Origin of the sequence: Citrobacter sp. (genome assembly GCF_050252275.1) — a bacterium.
Lineage (GTDB): Bacteria > Pseudomonadota > Gammaproteobacteria > Enterobacterales > Enterobacteriaceae > Citrobacter_A > Citrobacter_A amalonaticus.
On record NZ_JBFWLF010000081.1, the window covers coordinates 1 to 15,751 of the forward strand.

Genomic DNA, 15,751 nt, shown 5'->3' on the forward strand with positions numbered 1-15,751 from the left:
GATTAAGCCTGGAATCGTTTTGGCTTCGAGGAACATCATCACCACGGTGGAGAGAATAAAATCATATTCGCCCTCAAACGTTAGCGCGTTGAGATCCACCACGTTGGTCTGGAGATTGTCCAACCCTTCTGCCGCCTTAATTCGCTCGACGTTGGCAATGCTCATCGGATTTTTATCCCACGCGGTCACGTCAAAGCCCTTCGCCGCCAGATAGAGACTGTTACGCCCATTGCCACAGCCCAAATCCAGCGTTTTTCCCGGCTTAACGACCTTCATCGCCTCCAGCACTTCCGAGTGGGTGCGGGTTAAGTCGTATTTTTCAGTGAAGTAATTTTCGTCACGAAGGGTCATTTTTTATCCTCAGATTTCAGTAATGCCGCGCGCTCTGTGCGAATGAGCAGTTTTCCCTGCATCAGCAGCGCGAACGTGCGTAGCAGCAATAATGCAATGATAACATTGGTAAAGATGAATAGCGGCAGCGCCAGCGTGTGAAAAAAGCCCGACGGGCTGGCGTGACCAAGATGTAATCCGGTGGTCGCCAGCGCCGACACGCCGAACGAGAAACTCCAGAATGAGGCGTTAAACGGCTGTGACAAATACCAGGGCATCAGGCGGAGCATAAACAGCAGTTGCAGCAGGCCGTAGCCAAACAGCATTTTCGCCAGCGTGTCGCTCTCGCCGCCGTTGACGCTCAGCCAGGCGCTACAGGCCACCAGCGCAGGCGCAAGCTGGATCCCCAGCGAAGTCCGCATGGCAGTGGGTAATTCCCCGGCACTGCGCAGACGTTGCAGGATAACCGGCTCCAGGCTCAGCCAGGAAAAAACGCCGGCACCTAAAAAAACCAGTCCGGCATCGGTATAGCCTAATGCGCCGCAGGCCATCGCACTGATAAAGTTATTGGCGACCGTCGGTAAATACAGTCCCGGCGTCGTCGCCTCTTGCGGATGCGAACCGCGCCACAGCCCGGCGGTCTGCCACGCGGCGTAAACCAGTTGAATAACCACTCCGACGCTGAACAACCCCATCGCCAGCGGACGACACCACGGTACAAAACCCATCGCCACCAGCATTGTGGTGGCCGGAAACAGGCTGACAAAACTGCTCATCACCGGATGGCGAATCTCAGCAATCACGCTGTGCGGGAAACGAATCAGACGCGTGATAAACGCCAGCGTCAGCAGCCCCCATATCATCATCGCCAGAATCACCAGACCATCACCAAACCAGTGGCTGACAGGCCAGATTTGGCTGGCATAACGCCAGGCAAATCCCATTCCAATCGTTCCCAGCACCATGCCAAAGTAACCGGCGGGAAGGTTCAGAACACGATCGCTATGCTTGCTGTTACTCATTTTGTTTATTTTTTAAAGTATATTTGAAATGCATTTTATGGAATTTCATCCGTTTTAGCCAGTGCCGCAGAATTTGCTACGGTTAGAGTAAGCCACTAAACGGAATGCCTTCATGCGTAAATACCGACTCAGCGACGAACCGCGCGCGTTCAGCTACCAGGATAATGGCAATAAAATGAGCGTATTACTACGCCAGATTATTGCACTCATTGAATTTAATGATGTGAAAGCCGGTGACGCTGGCGGCTGGATTGATGATGAAAGCGTGCTGGACCACTCCGGACACTGCTGGATTTACGACGAAAATACGCTGGCCTTTTCCGGCTGTACGATTTCGGGCAATGCGCGTATCACACAACCCTGTCTTCTGCGCGACAACGTTCACATTAGCGATAATGTCTGGATTGACCGCGCTGAACTCAGTCACGGCGCCAGAATAAGTGACAACGTCACTATTCAGTCATCCACGGTCCGTGGCGATTGCCACCTCTTTGGCGATGCGCGAATTTTGCAGCAATCGGAAATCATCGCGGCACGCGGGCTGACCGTCGAGCGCGATCAGATCCTGCAAATCTATGACCGCGCCACGGTCAGCCATTCACGCATTGTCCACCAGGCACAAATCTATGGCGATGCCATCGTCAGTTACGCCTTTATTGAGCATCGGGCAGAGGTCTTTGATGAGGCGCTGATTGAAGGAAATGACGAAAACGACGTCTGGATTTGCGATTGCGCGAAAGTGTACGGACGGGCGCAGGTGATCGCCGGAACGGGAGACGATGCGATCCCCACGCTACGCTACAGTTCACAGGTGGCGGAACAAGCGCGGATTGAAGGTAACTGTGTCCTTAAACATCACGTTCTGGTGGGCGGAAACGCCGTGTTGTGCGGCGGTCCCATTTTACTCGACGATCATATCCTGATTGAAGGCGATGCGCGCATTCTTGGTGAGGTGCTGATTGAAAATCACGTTGATATCCGGGGACATACCACCGTGGAAGCCGCCACAGACGACGCCATTCACCTGCGCGGGCCGAAAGTGTTCAACGGCGATCAGCATATCACCCGCACGCCGCTGATTGGCTCACTGTAGCGTCGAATCAATGATGCGAGCATACAGGTTAACATCGTCATAGTGTCCGTTCAGAAACTCCGCCTGTTTCAGGCAGCCTTCCAGTTCAAAGCCATTACGCTGCGCAACCTGATTGCTTGCCTGGTTCTTTACCCGGCATTTGATCACAAAGCGACGGATTTCGCCGCGCCCGGCATAGTGGTGAATAAATGCCTGCAACGCCCGCGACAGGATCCCTTTCCCCTGCTGCGTTTCGTCTATCCAGTAACCGATATAGGCCGCTTTGTTCAACGGCTCAATCTGATTGAACGACAGCACGCCCAGCATCTCCTCGCCGGCAAAAATGAGGAACATTTTGGCGTAGTCCCGCTGATGCAGCATCATATTACCCTGCACCGTTTTGCGCGTATCCTCTTCCGTATTGACGTACTGCGGCCAGTCAAAGAACTGCATTAGCCAGGCCTTGTTTTTACATACCAGTTGATACAGGCCGGCAACGTGACATTCTTCAACCGCCCGTAGCTGCAGCGTGTCATCGATCTCAATAATTTCACTCACCCGTTCCTTCCTCCCACGTTCAGACTTTCATCAGCATTGAGCGTTTTTATTCCACTCACCTCACATTATTTTTTATTTCCTCAGCTTTGGCTATTTCCACGTGAAGCAGCTCACAATTATTCGCCCAGCCAGCGCCTATAAAACGCTCAACGAGTGATTGTTTTATCGTCTACGGAGATCCTTATGTCATTTTCTGTGCAGGAAACACTGTTCTCGCTTTTGCATCTCAATGCGGTTTCTGGGCATGAAAACAGCGTCGCTGAGGTCATGCTACGCGAATTTACACGTCAGGCAAAAGAGGTCTGGCGCGATCGCTTAGGAAATGTCGTCGCCCGCTACGGTAGTGATAACCCCAACGCCTTGCGCCTGATGATGTTTGCCAATATGGATGTAGTCGGCTTTTTGGTGCGCAAAATTGAGCCGTCGGGTTTTTTGCGCTTCGAACGCGTGGGTGGCCCGGCGCAGGTCACCATGTCCGGCTCGATGGTTACGCTTGCCGGGGATAACGGCCCGGTGATGGGATGCATCGGCATTAAGGCGTACCACTTCGCAAAGGGGGATGAACGCACGCAGTCGCCTTCCGTCGATAAACTGTGGATTGATATTGGCGCGAAAGATAAAGCCGACGCCCAGCGGATGGGCATTCAGGTTGGCACACCGGTTACGCTGTATAACCCGCCGCATCTGCTGGCGAACGACCTGGTGTGTAGCAAAGCGCTGGACGATCGTCTGGGATGTACCGCGCTACTGGGCGTCGCGGATGCCATCGGCGCGGCGTCGCTGGATATCGCGGTATATCTGGTGGCCTCGGTGCAGGAAGAGTTCAACATCCGCGGCATTGTCCCGGTTTTACGTCGCGTTAAACCAGATCTTGCAATCGGTATTGATATCACGCCGTCCTGCGATACGCCGGATCTGCAGGACTACTCAGAGGTTCGCGTCAATCAGGGCGTTGGCATCACCTGTCTGAACTACCACGGTCGTGGCACGCTGGCGGGATTAATTACACCACCACGGCTGATCCAGATGCTCGAGCAAACGGCTCTTGCGCACCATATTCCCGTGCAGCGCGAAGTGGCGCCTGGCGTCATCACCGAAACCGGTTATATCCAGGTTGAGCAGGACGGCATTCCCTGCGCCAGCCTTTCCATCCCTTGTCGTTATACCCATTCTCCGGCGGAAGTCGCCAGTCTGCGTGATTTGACTGACTGCATTCGCTTATTGACCGCCCTGGCTGGCCTGCCAGCCGAGCACTTTCCCGTTGAGCCTGATTCAGGCACTACACAAGAGGCAAATCCATTATGAAAAAGATCCTTGTGGCATGCGGTACCGGCATGTCGACGTCAACCATGATTGCACACAAGTTGCAGGAGTTCCTTGCCGAGCAAGGCATTGCGGCAAGCACCGCCCAGTGCTGTCTTAATGAGATCCCGCTGAACTGTAACGGCATGGACCTGATTGTGACCTCCATGCGCACCAACAACGATTACGGTGTTCCCACGTTAAACGGCGCGGCCCTGCTAACGGGAATTAACGACGACGCCTTAAAACAAGAAATCAAGGCACTGTTAACGCAATAACAAGGAGGCACTATGTTTGACTACATCCTGTCTCTCGGCGGTACTGTTTTTGTCCCCATCATCATGATTGTGATTGGGTTGATCTTCCGTATTCCCTGGCTGCAGGCGATCAAGGCCGGGGTGACGGTAGGGATTGGTTTTGTCGGGATGGGACTGGTGATCGTGATGGCGATCGACAGCCTCAGCCCGCCCATCAAAGTGATGATTGAACGCTTCGGCCTGACCCTGCATGTGTTTGACGTCGGCGCAGGGCCGGCTTCCGGCGTCGGGTACGCCACCGCCATTGGCGCAATGATTATCCCGATCATTTTTCTGCTCAACGTCGCGATGCTGGTCACTCGTCTGACCAAAACCATGAACGTCGATATCTATAACTACTGGCACTACGCCATTACCGGCACCGTGGTCCAGTTAATGACCGGTAGCCTGATTTATGGCGTGCTGGGGGCCATTTGCCACGCGGCGCTGTCGCTAAAAATGGCCGACTGGACGGCAAAACGCGTGCAAAGCATTGTCGGCCTGGAGGGGATCTCGATCCCGCAAGGTTATGGTTCGAGTTCCGTACCGCTGTTCGTTCTGCTGGATGCTATCTATGAAAAAATCCCGTTCATGAAGGGACGCAACATCGATGCCCAGGAGATCCAGAAACGCTACGGGATGGTGGGCGATCCGGTCATTATCGGCGTCGTGCTCGGCCTGATCTTTGGCCTCGCTGCAGGTGAAGGTTTTAAAGGATGCGCCAGCCTGATGATTACCGTCGCGGCGATTATGGTGCTGTTCCCGCGCATGATCCGCCTGATTGTTGAAGGGTTGCTCCCCATCTCCGACGGCGCACGGAAATTTTTCCAGAAATATTTCAAGGGGCGCGAGGTGTATATCGGTCTGGATACCGCCGTCACGCTGGGCCATCCCACCACGATTGCCGTTGGTCTGCTGCTGATCCCCATCATGCTGATTCTGGCCAGCATCTTATCCGGCAACAAAGTGCTGCCGCTTGCCGATCTGCCCGTCGCACCGTTCTTTATCTGTATGGCGACGGTGATCCATCGCGGCGACCTGATTCGTACCTTGATCAGCGGCGTGATTGTCATGGTCACCGTCCTGTTGATTGCCACGCAGTTTGCCCCGTATTTCACCGACATGGCGCTTAAGGGCGGCTTTAGTTTTGCCGGTGAAAACGCGCAAATCTCCGCGCTGTCCGTGGGCAACATGTTTGGCTGGTCAATCTCGGAGCTGATGTCGCTTGGCATTATTGGCGTCGTCGTGGCGGTGGGTATCGTCGCCAGCGTCGTGCTGTTCTTACGTAAACGTGAACTATCGGAATAAGGAGTACCTTCATGAGTTGGCTGAAAGAGGTTATTGGAACGGAAAAAGCCGTCATTGCCATGTGCCATTTGCGTGCATTGCCCGGCGACCCGAGCTTTGATGCACAGAAAGGGATGAACTGGGTTATCGACCGCGCCCGGGACGATCTGCTGGCGCTACAGAATGGCGGCGTGGATGCCGTCATGTTTTCCAACGAGTTTAGTCTTCCCTATCTCACGAAGGTTCGCCCGGAAACCACGGCAGCAATGGCGAGGGTGATTGGGCAGTTGATGAGCGAAATCCGCATTCCGTTTGGCGTCAATGTGTTGTGGGATCCGGTCGCATCATTCGATCTGGCAATGGCGACGGGCGCAAAATTCATTCGCGAGATTTTTACCGGTGCCTACGCCAGCGACTTTGGGGTCTGGGACACGAACGTCGGCGAGACCATTCGTCATCAGCACCGTATCGGCGCAGGTGAAGTCAAAACGCTGTTCAACATTGTGCCTGAAGCGGCGGTGTATCTGGGTAATCGCGATATTTGTTCCATTGCCAAATCCACGGTCTTTAACAACCATCCTGACGCCCTTTGCGTCTCTGGTCTGACGGCGGGCGCACGCACCGACAGCGCCCTGCTGAAGCGGGTCAAAGAAACGGTACCGGATACCGTGGTACTGGCGAATACCGGGGTGTGTCTGGAAAACGTCGAGGAACAACTGAGCATCGCCGACGGTTGCGTAACCGCCACCACCTTTAAAAAGGACGGCGTGTTCGCCAACTTTGTCGATCAGGCGCGGGTCAGTCGCTTTATGGAAAAAGTGCATCACATACGGCAATAAAAAAGGGGATAAGCAGCGCGCTTACCCCCGGTAGAACAGCGATCCCTGCCGCCTTCGTCAAAAGTCTCGACGGGGATCGCTATCAGAGTAACCCTAACCGGCAAGGAGTCAACGACTGATGATTAACGATGTTAAGTGGGTACAGGCACAGCGAGATGCCAAAGACTGGCGTCAGGCCGTCGAAATCGCTGCTCGCCCACTGATTACCTTTGGCGCGGCGCAACCAGACTATGTGGACGGTATTATCGACAACACCCTGAACTGGGGGCCGTACTATGTCATTGCCCCCGGCATCGCCTTGCCTCATGCGCGGCCCGAACAAGGCGCTAACCATAATCAGGTCAGCATCACGACGTTAAAAACGCCCGTTGCTTTTGGGCATGAAGAGTGTGATCCGGTCTGGCTGCTGCTGTGCGTCAGCGCGACGGATGCCAATGCGCATATCCTCACCATCCAGCGCATCAGCCAGTTTATCGATTCGCCTGAACGACTCGCGGCAGTCCGACACGCGCAAACTGACGCCGCGCTGTTCGCGCAGATTACCGGTTAACGGAGGCGATATGATTCTGCACCCTTCTCTCGCATCGGCAGATCCACTGCACTACGGGGCGACGTTGAGCGCGCTGGCCGATGCCGATATCGGCTCACTGCATCTGGATATCGAAGACAGCAGCTTTATTAACAACATCACCTTTGGCCTCAAAACCGTACAGGCTGTCGCCCAACAGACGACGCATCCCCTTTCGTTTCATTTCATGATTGCCCGCCCGCAGAGTTGGTTTCCCATCCTGGCGGAGATCAAACCGGCATGGATTTTTGTTCATGCCGAAGCGCTGGCATACCCTTCTGAGACACTGGCAGAAATTCGCGAAATCGGCGCAAAAGCCGGGCTGGCGGTGAATCCCGCCACGCCAATTGACGGGTATCGCTATCTGGCCCCGCAACTGGATGCGCTAATGGTGATGACCAGCGAACCAGACGGGGTCGGACAACAGTTTATTCCCCCCCTGTGCGCCAAAGTCCGCCAGGTGCGTGAGTATTTTCCACAAGCCGCGTGCTGGGCCGATGGCGGCATTACGCTTTCTGCGGCACAACACCTGGCGACGGCGGGCGCACAACATCTTGTCGTGGGGCGTGCACTGTTCTCATCAGAGAATTATCACACCACGTTATCCCGGTTTGCAGGACTGTAAGAGGAGATTGCTTCGATGAGCCAACAGCGCCCTGACCGTATCAAACAGATGCTGCACTATCTGTGGCAACATCGTCATCTCTCCACCCAACAGGCCATGGAACTGTTTGGTTATGCGGAGGCGACCGTCCGTCGCGATTTCCAGTATATCGCCAGCCAGTATCCCGGTATGACTCGCGGTCATGGCTGTCTGGATTTCGACGACAGTATGGACGACAAAGAGTATGTCTTTGAGGTTAAGCGGACACTGCAATCCGAGGCAAAAAAAGAGATTGCCGCCCTTGCCCGCACGATGATCAAAGACGGTGACTGTTTCTTTCTCGATTCCGGCTCGACCTGTCTCGAACTGGCGAAATGTCTGGCCGATGCACGTGTGAAGGTCATCTGCAATGACATTAAAATCGCCAATGAACTGGGCTGTTTTCCGCACGTCGAAAGTTACATTATCGGCGGACTTATTCGTCCGGGTTACTTTTCGGTTGGTGAAAGCCTGGCGCTGGAGATGCTCAATGCGTTTTCAGTGGAACGGGCCTTTATCTCCTGCGATGCGCTGTCGCTGGCCACGGGGATCACTAACGCCACCCTGTTTGAAGTCGGCGTGAAAACGCGGATTATTCAGCGTTCACGAGAAGTGATACTGATGGCCGATCATTCAAAGTTTGATGCAGTGGAACCCCATGCCGTCGCCACGCTCTCTTGCATTAAAACGATTATCAGCGACAGCGCGTTAGCGGATGATATTGTTCAGCGTTATACCCACGCGGGATGCCACCTGGTTTTACCACATCGCTGAGTTTCAGGCACAAAAAAGCCGCCAGGGCTGGCGGCTTAGATTGCTGACAGAGAAGGAAAAAGCGTGGTTTTTCCTTCTCTGTAATTATCAGCCGAAAATCAATAAATTGATTTTCCTGATTTTTAATGAGGTGATCTCTTCTTATCCGGTATCAGGATAAGGTTTGTCATCTCTCTCAAGCCGCCAGGGCTGGCGGCTCATAAATGCGGATTATCCCGCGTCAACACTTTCTTTCTGCAGTATTTTGAGCATATCGTCCTTCAACTGAAGTTTCTGTTTTTTCAGCCGAACGACTTCGAGATTGTATCCCCGACCATCGGAACCTTCCAGTCTGGCAATTTCATGATCAAGGTTGTTGTGCTTTTCAAAAAGCGACAAAAAGCGAGGATTCTCGGATTTCAGTCGGGAAATCAGATCTCTGTATTCTGGAAACATACGCTCTCCCTGTTAGTGATAAACCATGTGTATAAGAAATACACTCCATCAGCTTACCCATTTGACTTAGGGAAAAATGCGAACAGGATCGTGTTTAATTCCTGAACAGATATTTCGCGTGCCTGGCTGTTGACGCCCTTCGCATTTCGAAGGGCGTTGGCGCAGATTAACGCATCACGCGATCGTCGACGTAGGTCCGTTTATCCGGCGCCGGCGGGAAATACTGGTACAGCCAGGTTTCACTGATCGCGTCGCCCTGGCAGCGCAGGAACATACGCATGTCCACCGGTTCGGTCGAGTCTGACGTGGGATACCAGTCAAACTGGATGCGGTAACCGTCAAACGGCTCAACGTAGAGAATTTCAACCTGCTTCGCTTCGCCGCTGGACAGCGTAATCACCGGCTCAATGCCTTTCGGCGCGGCCGCTTTCAGATCGCCACCGACGAAATCGACTGCAAAACGTCGCGCCCATTTCTCTGGATAGTGCTCGCCCGGCGCCCAGCCCTCCGGGAATCCGCCCATACCGGTGCGAGTGGCCATCACGCGCGCCAGTGGCGAACGGACCGGCGGCTGTGCGCTCCAGTACAGACGGTATTTATATTCCAGCTCATCACCCGCTTCGATGGCTTTTTCCGGCTGCCAGAAGCAGACCACGTTATCCAGCGTTTCGCCGGTTGTCGGGATCTCCATCAGCCCGATGGTGCCTTTGCCCCACTTGTTACGAGGTTCCACCCACAGGCTTGGGCGCTTGTTGTACCAGCCCATGATGTCCTGATAGTGGGAGAAATCACGATCCAGTTGCAGCAGGCCGAACCCTTTCGGGTTGTTATCGGTATAGGCGTTGAATTGCAGCTTTTGCGGGTTATTCAGTGGGCGGCAAATCCACTCGCCGTTGCCCCGCCACATCGCCAGACGATCGGAGTCATGGATTTGCGGATGAATGGTATCGCACATGCGGCGTTCGTTATTGCCGCAGCTGAACATGCTGGTCATCGGCGCGATGCCCAACTGTTTGATGTCTTTGCGAGCATACAAACGGTTTTCAACGTCCATGATCACCTGGCTCTTCTCACAGTGAATCACAAACTTATAGGCACCGGTGATGCTTGGGCTATCCAGCAGCGCGTACACGGTAAAGGTGGTGGCGCCGGGTTTCACCGTATCGAACCAGAAGGCGGTGAAGTCCGGGAACTCTTCTTTGGTGTCGGTGTAGGTGTCTATCGCCAGACCACGTGCGGAAAGCCCGTACTGATAGGTATCATCGACGGCGCGGAAATAGCTCGCACCGAGGAAAGAAACCACGTCGCGACGCGCCAGCTCAGGCGCTTTAAAGACACGGAAACCGGCAAAACCGAGATCGGTTTGCCCTTCCAGTTGTCTGGTATCAACGCCGGCATCATTGTATTTAAACAGTTCCGGGCGGAAGTGAATCTCCCGCGCCAGATGGGTGCTGGAATCGACGGAGAACATGCGCACGCGACGACGGAAGCCCATCCCAACGTGAAAGAACTGCGCGTCCAGCTGACGGCCTTCGACGTTGTTCCACAGCGATTGCGCGGCATCATACTGAATGCTGTTGTAGGCCTGCGGTGTCAGATTCGCCAGCGTATTGGGCAATGCGCGCGGCGCACCGCCCCACGGTTTCTGCGCGAGATCGTGCGCCATCGATTGCAGCACGGAAAAATCAAAGCGGACGGTTTGTCCGTCCGCAATGTCGGATTCCGCCGCATACGCGGCACGGGTGAAAAGTGATGCAATACCACTGGTACCGCACACGGCGGCCATTGCCATTGAACCTTTAATAAATCGTCTGCGATTCATACCTGAAAGTAAATCCTTCTGGTCATGTGAAGGGTCCCGCGCTGGCGCTCGACAGCGGCAAGAAGATGCATAATTCTGACCGCTCACTCTAGACAAAATTGATTAATAATCCAATTGTTGGCCGCAGATTATCTGAACAAAACGGAAAATATTTACTGTCGATGAGAACAGACTGATTCCCACGTAAAGTTCCCCGCACAAACTTTCAGCTTTTGCAAAGCTAGTCGAGACTGACGTGCTGGGTCATCACCCGTTTAAAGAGCGCAAGTCGCGCCCGCATAAACCGGTTCTCCACCTTAAAACCAGCAAACTTATTCAGCCCAATACGTAACAACCGATCGCGGCCCTGAATACAGGCCGGCCAACGGACCGGTCCGTGCAGCACATCGCAACTCCGACTGGCATGACGGGCAAAATTGACCCAGTAATCCGCAACGTGGACAGCAAAGGCGAGATCGTTTTCGTTCACATAATTTCGTGAAGGTTCAGCGAGCGTTAGAGTATTAAACACGTAAGGCACTTCGTTGCCATGCCAGGCGCCGTTGGCATAGGTGTGATGCTCCGATTCCGCAACGTAATCAAACCAGTACCGCCAGCACGGCTCGCCGACCCGCTGTTGCGCCTGCATCACCACGTAGCCTAATGCCGTAAACGCCATATCCCGACACACCTGCCGTCCCAGTTCTTCATCGCCCTTCACGCCCGGATACAGTAGCTTAATCAGGCCGAGTCCCAGCCTGCGTTCACGACGCAGTTTCTGAATTTGTCCGGCAAGATCGACGCCGAAAACCGCCATCACGCTGGCTTCATCGCTGTTAGAACCAATCATCACCGGCATCGGGTGCTGTCTGGCGGCGAAAAAGACGTCCAGCATCGGCTCCGGAAGTACCGCATCGCCAGAGACAGGTGTTGGCGCAATTTTGTACGGTGCGTCCAACGGCCAGAAGGCCTCGGCCGGAATCGCGCGTAGCTGTTCCGCCGTTGCATTCTGCAAACCAAAGTGTTCAGCCAGCGCAACGCCGTTTTCCAGCGCGATTTCACGAGGCGTGTCCGGCAACGTGTAGCCGCTCTGCACAATCGCTTTATGAAACAACCCTTTTCCGCGCGGCGAAGCCAGCAGCGAGAGTACGCTGCGCGCCCCGGCCGACTCACCAAACAGCGTCACGTTTTGCGGATCGCCGCCGAACGCAGCGATGTTTTCCTGTACCCAGCGCAGCGCCGCTATCTGGTCGAGCAAAGCAAAGTTATTGAGAGCCTCGCCCTCTTCGCCTTCCAGTGCCGGATGAGCAAAAAAGCCGAGGTGACCGAGACGATAGTTGACGGTCACGACAACCACGTTGCGCTTTGCCAGCGCAACGCCGTCATAAGGCGGCAGACTACCTGCGCCAATGGTGTAGCCGCCGCCGTGCAGCCAGACCATCACCGGAAGCGGCTGATGACGTTCCGCCGGAGACCAGACGTTGAGATAGAGACAGTCTTCAGAAAATGCGCCGGGATCGCCGCCGCCCAACTCTTTGCAGTACTCAATGTCCTGCCAGCTGGCGCTGGAGAAGGTATTGGCGTCACGAATCCCGGACCAGGGAGTGACCGGCTGCGGCGCGCGCCAACGCCATTTCCCCGTTGGTGGCGCGGCGTAAGGAATACCGCGCCAAAGGTGGATGTCGTCCTGGACGACACCCATTAGCTGTCCCTGTACGGTTTGAATCAGTGGAATACCAGGATTGATCATGTCCATATTTACCCGTTAATCGCAGATCCCTACAGGATACCTGGATTAAAGCAGGCCGCAACGCCGTTTGCTGCGCTCTTCCGCTTCCTGATACAACACAAACTCGTCAAACACCGGACACCCCAGCGCCTGTTCAAAGGCCTCGCGGCTGGCATTGCCATGACTGCGCGCCTGCGTTTCGTTACCGAGATTCGACTGAAAAATCCCCGCCGCGCTGACGGGCAGGAAATCTTCATAGGTGATGGGCTGCGCCTGCACCCAGCCACGTTCAATGTGCGGTTGCGGATCGTCACCAGGATGAATCGCATTGCGGTGCGCTTCGCCTGACGGCGTCAGACGATAGCGGAACCAGGCCAGTCCCTGTTGGCGCAGCAGGAATTCGCTGTCCGGAAACGCGTTAAACACCTCCTGCAAATGCAGTTGATGCGTCAGGTTGTCTTTCCCGGTACCGGCATTGCGCAGTAATTCATCGTATAGCTGACGCCCCTTTATCGTCAGCGCCACGCCGCGTTGTTCAATCTCGCCGAAGCGGGCCGTGTGTGTCCCCTGCATTTCGCCAGCAAACAGCACCGGTTCTTCCAGCGCTTTGAAGCTGGTCTGGCGCAGCAGAATCGGCACCTCACGGCGCGGCGGGCCTTCGATAAGGACTTTCGGTTCAATGCCGCATTCCGGCATCATCGACTGCACCCGGTCGATATCCAGCGTTCTGGGTGTCAGATGATTAATGTGACAGCCCGGGAAACAGACCACATCGGCGATCAGGCGATGTTCGTTATGCAGCGCATGATAGGTTTGTTCATCCACGGTGGCGTGGCGATGCCAGCGAAACGTTTCCAGCGCTTCTTTCACGAACTCGCGAGCCTGCGTCGCGTTAAACCCCTTCTGACTCTCCCAGACGTCGAGCAGTTCGCGACAGCGTGGCGTAAAGATATCGCGCTGCGCGAGGATCTCCGCCGCACGCTGGCGGAGCGACGCGTTTTCAATCAGTTCAAGTCGCAGTAAGGAGGTAAAGACACGGAACGGATTTCGCGACAGCGATGCATCGTCAATGGGACGAAATGCCGTTGAATGTACCGGCACCCCGGCCTGAGAGAGATCGTAATAGCTGACCGGAAACATCCCCATGATCGCAAACATGCGTCGCAGCGTGGACAGTTCGTCTGCCGTTCCGACACGAATTGCGCCATGACGCTCCACGTTGAGGCGCGCCAGTTCATCTGCATTGGCCAGTTTTTCATGCAGCGTGGGGTTATTTTCGAGAACTGCCAGATTCACGTCAGCAACAAGTTCCAGTAACGTGCCGTATTGCGGAACTTCCTGCTGGTACATTGCTGACATTGCCTGCGAAAAATGTTCCCGAATCTCATCTGCCGTGATGGTGTTCGCCATAATGTCATGCCTCCAGTGAATGTTACCTGGAGTGTAGGAAACACCATTCACTCTGGGGAGAAGAATTTACAAAGTGTGATCTCACCTGAATTCGCTCTGCATCAGTCCTTGCGCCATGGTATAGCCACTGGTTATGAAATAATCGACGTAAATTCACTTTTAATTAACAACACATTTACACACACTGCCTCAGGTCATCATAAAACAATAAATCTCTTCCCTGTACCGGAGTCCGCTATGCGTGAAAAAGTGTCCTCTCGCGAGGTGATCCATCGCGACTATAACAGCCATCCGCCCGCCTTCGCCCCCGGCTATAAGACCAGCGTTCTGCGCTCTCCGCGCAACGCGCTGATCTCTTTGCAGAATTCATTGTCTGAAATCACCGGGCCGGTATTCAGCGATAACGATCTTGGCCCGCTGGATAACGACCTGATTATGAATTACGCCAAAGACGGCCTGCCGATTGGCGAACGGATTATCGTCCACGGTTACGTGCGCGACGGTTTTGGCCGCCCAATGAGAAATACGCTGGTCGAAGTCTGGCAGGCCAATGCCGGTGGTCGCTATCGTCATAAAAAAGACCAGTATCTCGCGCCGATTGATCCTAATTTTGGCGGCTGCGGACGGGTATTAACCGATGAGAACGGCTATTACTTTTTCCGTACCATCAAACCCGGCCCTTACCCGTGGCGCAATCAGGTCAGTGACTGGCGTCCCTCGCATATTCACTTTTCACTCTCCGGCGAGGCCTTTGCCCAACGGTTGATTACGCAAATGTATTTTGAAGGCGACCCGTTGATCAAACAGTGCCCAATTGTGAAAACTATCAATAACGATGATGCGATCCGCACATTGATTGCCGAACTGGATACCCAAGCCGCCGTACCGCTCGACTGCCTGGCATATCGCTTTGACCTCGTACTTCGCGGACAGCGCGCTACGTTGTTTGAAAACCGCACTCAGGGAGGCGCGCAATGAAAGAGTATTTGCAGGAAACCGCCTCGCAGACGGCGGGACCTTATGTGCACATTGGGCTTGCGCCTGACGCCGCTGGATTTCACATCTTTGAGAAAAACTTCAGCTCCACGCTGACCAATAGCCATACCGAAGGCGAACGCATTGTGATCGAGGGACGGGTAATTGATGGTTCCGGTACGCCGGTGCGCGATGTGCTGTTGGAGATCTGGCAGGCCAACGCCCATGGACGCTACAACCATCCGGCTGACCGCCAGGAAGATAAGCCGCTCGACGCGGACTTTCGCGGCTGGGGACGAACCTGTTCAGACTTCGACAGCGGCGTGTGGCGTTTCGATACCATTAAGCCGGGCTGTGTTGTGGGACGCGATGGCCGCCTGATGGCCCCCCACGTTAATCTGTGGATTGTCGCGCGCGGTATCAACATTGGCCTGAACACCCGTCTCTATTTTGCGGATGAGCAAGAAGCCAATCAGCGCGATCCGGTGCTCAATCTGATCGAATGGGAAGTTCGCCGTCAGACCCTGATTGCCCGCCGCGAACAGCGTGGTAGCGAGATCGTCTATATCTTCGATATTCACCTGCAAGGAGAAAACGAAACCGTCTTTTTCGACGTCTGATGAAGAGAACGGGCTGAATCTCTCAGCCCGTTTTGTCAGGCCTGGTCAACTTTCGCAACATGGCTTTCGAGCCACGGCAGCATCTGTTTC

At 54.6% G+C, this 15,751-nt stretch carries 17 protein-coding genes; 10 read left to right on the forward strand and 7 right to left on the reverse strand.

Annotated features, from left to right (window positions below):
• Positions 1–351 (reverse strand): methyltransferase domain-containing protein (locus AB7E14_RS09095; RefSeq protein ID WP_428169479.1); only part of this gene is annotated, 351 nt, incomplete at its 3' end.
• Positions 348–1,352, reverse strand: coding sequence for a dicarboxylate transporter/tellurite-resistance protein TehA (gene tehA, locus AB7E14_RS09100; protein WP_044327418.1), 1,005 nt, complete (start codon positions 1,350–1,352; stop codon positions 348–350). The genes AB7E14_RS09095 and tehA, both read right to left, overlap by 4 nt.
• Positions 1,353–1,464: 112 nt before the next feature.
• On the opposite strand from tehA, the gene ydcK reads away from it, so the two are divergent.
• Positions 1,465–2,445 (forward strand): YdcK family protein, encoded by a 981-nt coding sequence (gene ydcK / locus AB7E14_RS09105; protein WP_316961682.1) that lies wholly within the window; start codon positions 1,465–1,467, stop codon positions 2,443–2,445.
• On the opposite strand, the gene rimL is transcribed toward ydcK, so the two are convergent.
• Positions 2,437–2,982, reverse strand: coding sequence for a 50S ribosomal protein L7/L12-serine acetyltransferase (gene rimL / locus AB7E14_RS09110; RefSeq protein ID WP_044327416.1), 546 nt, complete (start codon positions 2,980–2,982; stop codon positions 2,437–2,439). The genes ydcK and rimL overlap by 9 nt on opposite strands.
• Before the next feature lie 183 nt (positions 2,983–3,165).
• Here rimL and AB7E14_RS09115 point away from each other — a divergent pair, with 183 nt between their 5' ends.
• The 7 genes from AB7E14_RS09115 (at position 3,166) to AB7E14_RS09145 (ending at position 8,691) form a co-directional block, all read left to right on the forward strand.
• Positions 3,166–4,287: a M42 family metallopeptidase gene (locus tag AB7E14_RS09115; protein ID WP_428169480.1), complete on the forward strand. Its 1,122-nt coding sequence runs from the start codon at positions 3,166–3,168 to the stop codon at positions 4,285–4,287.
• The gene (gene sgcB, locus AB7E14_RS09120; protein WP_086512595.1) at positions 4,284–4,562 is read left to right on the forward strand and encodes a PTS sugar transporter subunit IIB SgcB; all 279 of its coding nucleotides are present in this window, start codon (positions 4,284–4,286) and stop codon (positions 4,560–4,562) included. Before AB7E14_RS09115 ends, sgcB begins: the two co-directional genes overlap by 4 nt.
• Positions 4,563–4,574: 12 nt before the next feature.
• Positions 4,575–5,888, forward strand: coding sequence for a PTS sugar transporter subunit IIC SgcC (gene sgcC / locus AB7E14_RS09125; protein WP_316961684.1), 1,314 nt, complete (start codon positions 4,575–4,577; stop codon positions 5,886–5,888).
• Positions 5,889–5,899: 11 nt separating this feature from the next.
• Positions 5,900–6,706 (forward strand): BtpA family protein SgcQ, encoded by an 807-nt coding sequence (gene sgcQ, locus AB7E14_RS09130; protein ID WP_044267104.1) that lies wholly within the window; start codon positions 5,900–5,902, stop codon positions 6,704–6,706.
• Between the two features lie 118 nt (positions 6,707–6,824).
• Complete coding sequence (sgcA, locus tag AB7E14_RS09135) at positions 6,825–7,256, forward strand: SgcA family PTS sugar transporter subunit IIA (RefSeq protein WP_046401598.1); 432 nt, start codon at positions 6,825–6,827, stop codon at positions 7,254–7,256.
• A 10-nt stretch (positions 7,257–7,266) separates the two neighbouring features.
• Entirely contained in the window at positions 7,267–7,899 is a 633-nt protein-coding gene (locus tag AB7E14_RS09140) for a ribulose-phosphate 3 epimerase family protein (protein ID WP_130097080.1), read from the forward strand.
• A gap of 15 nt (positions 7,900–7,914) precedes the next feature.
• On the forward strand, positions 7,915–8,691 hold the full coding sequence (locus tag AB7E14_RS09145; RefSeq protein ID WP_043000627.1) for a DeoR/GlpR family DNA-binding transcription regulator: 777 nt from the start codon (positions 7,915–7,917) through the stop codon (positions 8,689–8,691).
• A 210-nt stretch (positions 8,692–8,901) separates the two neighbouring features.
• Here the strand turns inward: AB7E14_RS09145 and AB7E14_RS09150 are convergent, their stop codons facing one another.
• The 4 genes from AB7E14_RS09150 to hglS form a co-directional block, all read right to left on the reverse strand.
• Positions 8,902–9,126: a YdcH family protein gene (locus AB7E14_RS09150; protein ID WP_042318909.1), complete on the reverse strand. Its 225-nt coding sequence runs from the start codon at positions 9,124–9,126 to the stop codon at positions 8,902–8,904.
• 166 nt (positions 9,127–9,292) lie between these two features.
• Positions 9,293–10,948 carry a glucan biosynthesis protein D gene (locus AB7E14_RS09155; protein WP_316961686.1) on the reverse strand — a complete coding sequence of 552 codons (1,656 nt, stop codon included), beginning with the start codon at positions 10,946–10,948 and terminating at the stop codon, positions 9,293–9,295.
• A gap of 220 nt (positions 10,949–11,168) precedes the next feature.
• The gene (locus AB7E14_RS09160) at positions 11,169–12,677 is read right to left on the reverse strand and encodes a carboxylesterase/lipase family protein (RefSeq protein ID WP_316961839.1); all 1,509 of its coding nucleotides are present in this window, start codon (positions 12,675–12,677) and stop codon (positions 11,169–11,171) included.
• Positions 12,678–12,722: 45 nt separating this feature from the next.
• A complete protein-coding gene (gene hglS, locus AB7E14_RS09165) occupies positions 12,723–14,066 on the reverse strand; it encodes a 2-oxoadipate dioxygenase/decarboxylase HglS (RefSeq protein ID WP_046401597.1) in 1,344 nt (447 codons plus the stop codon).
• 237 nt (positions 14,067–14,303) lie between these two features.
• Between hglS and pcaH the strand changes: the two genes are divergently transcribed.
• Both pcaH and pcaG read left to right on the forward strand, forming a co-directional pair.
• Positions 14,304–15,044: a protocatechuate 3,4-dioxygenase subunit beta gene (gene pcaH / locus AB7E14_RS09170; RefSeq protein WP_316961687.1), complete on the forward strand. Its 741-nt coding sequence runs from the start codon at positions 14,304–14,306 to the stop codon at positions 15,042–15,044.
• Positions 15,041–15,661 (forward strand): protocatechuate 3,4-dioxygenase subunit alpha, encoded by a 621-nt coding sequence (gene pcaG / locus AB7E14_RS09175; RefSeq protein WP_043000623.1) that lies wholly within the window; start codon positions 15,041–15,043, stop codon positions 15,659–15,661. The genes pcaH and pcaG overlap by 4 nt, the downstream gene beginning before the upstream one ends.
• Positions 15,662–15,751 lie beyond the last annotated feature (90 nt).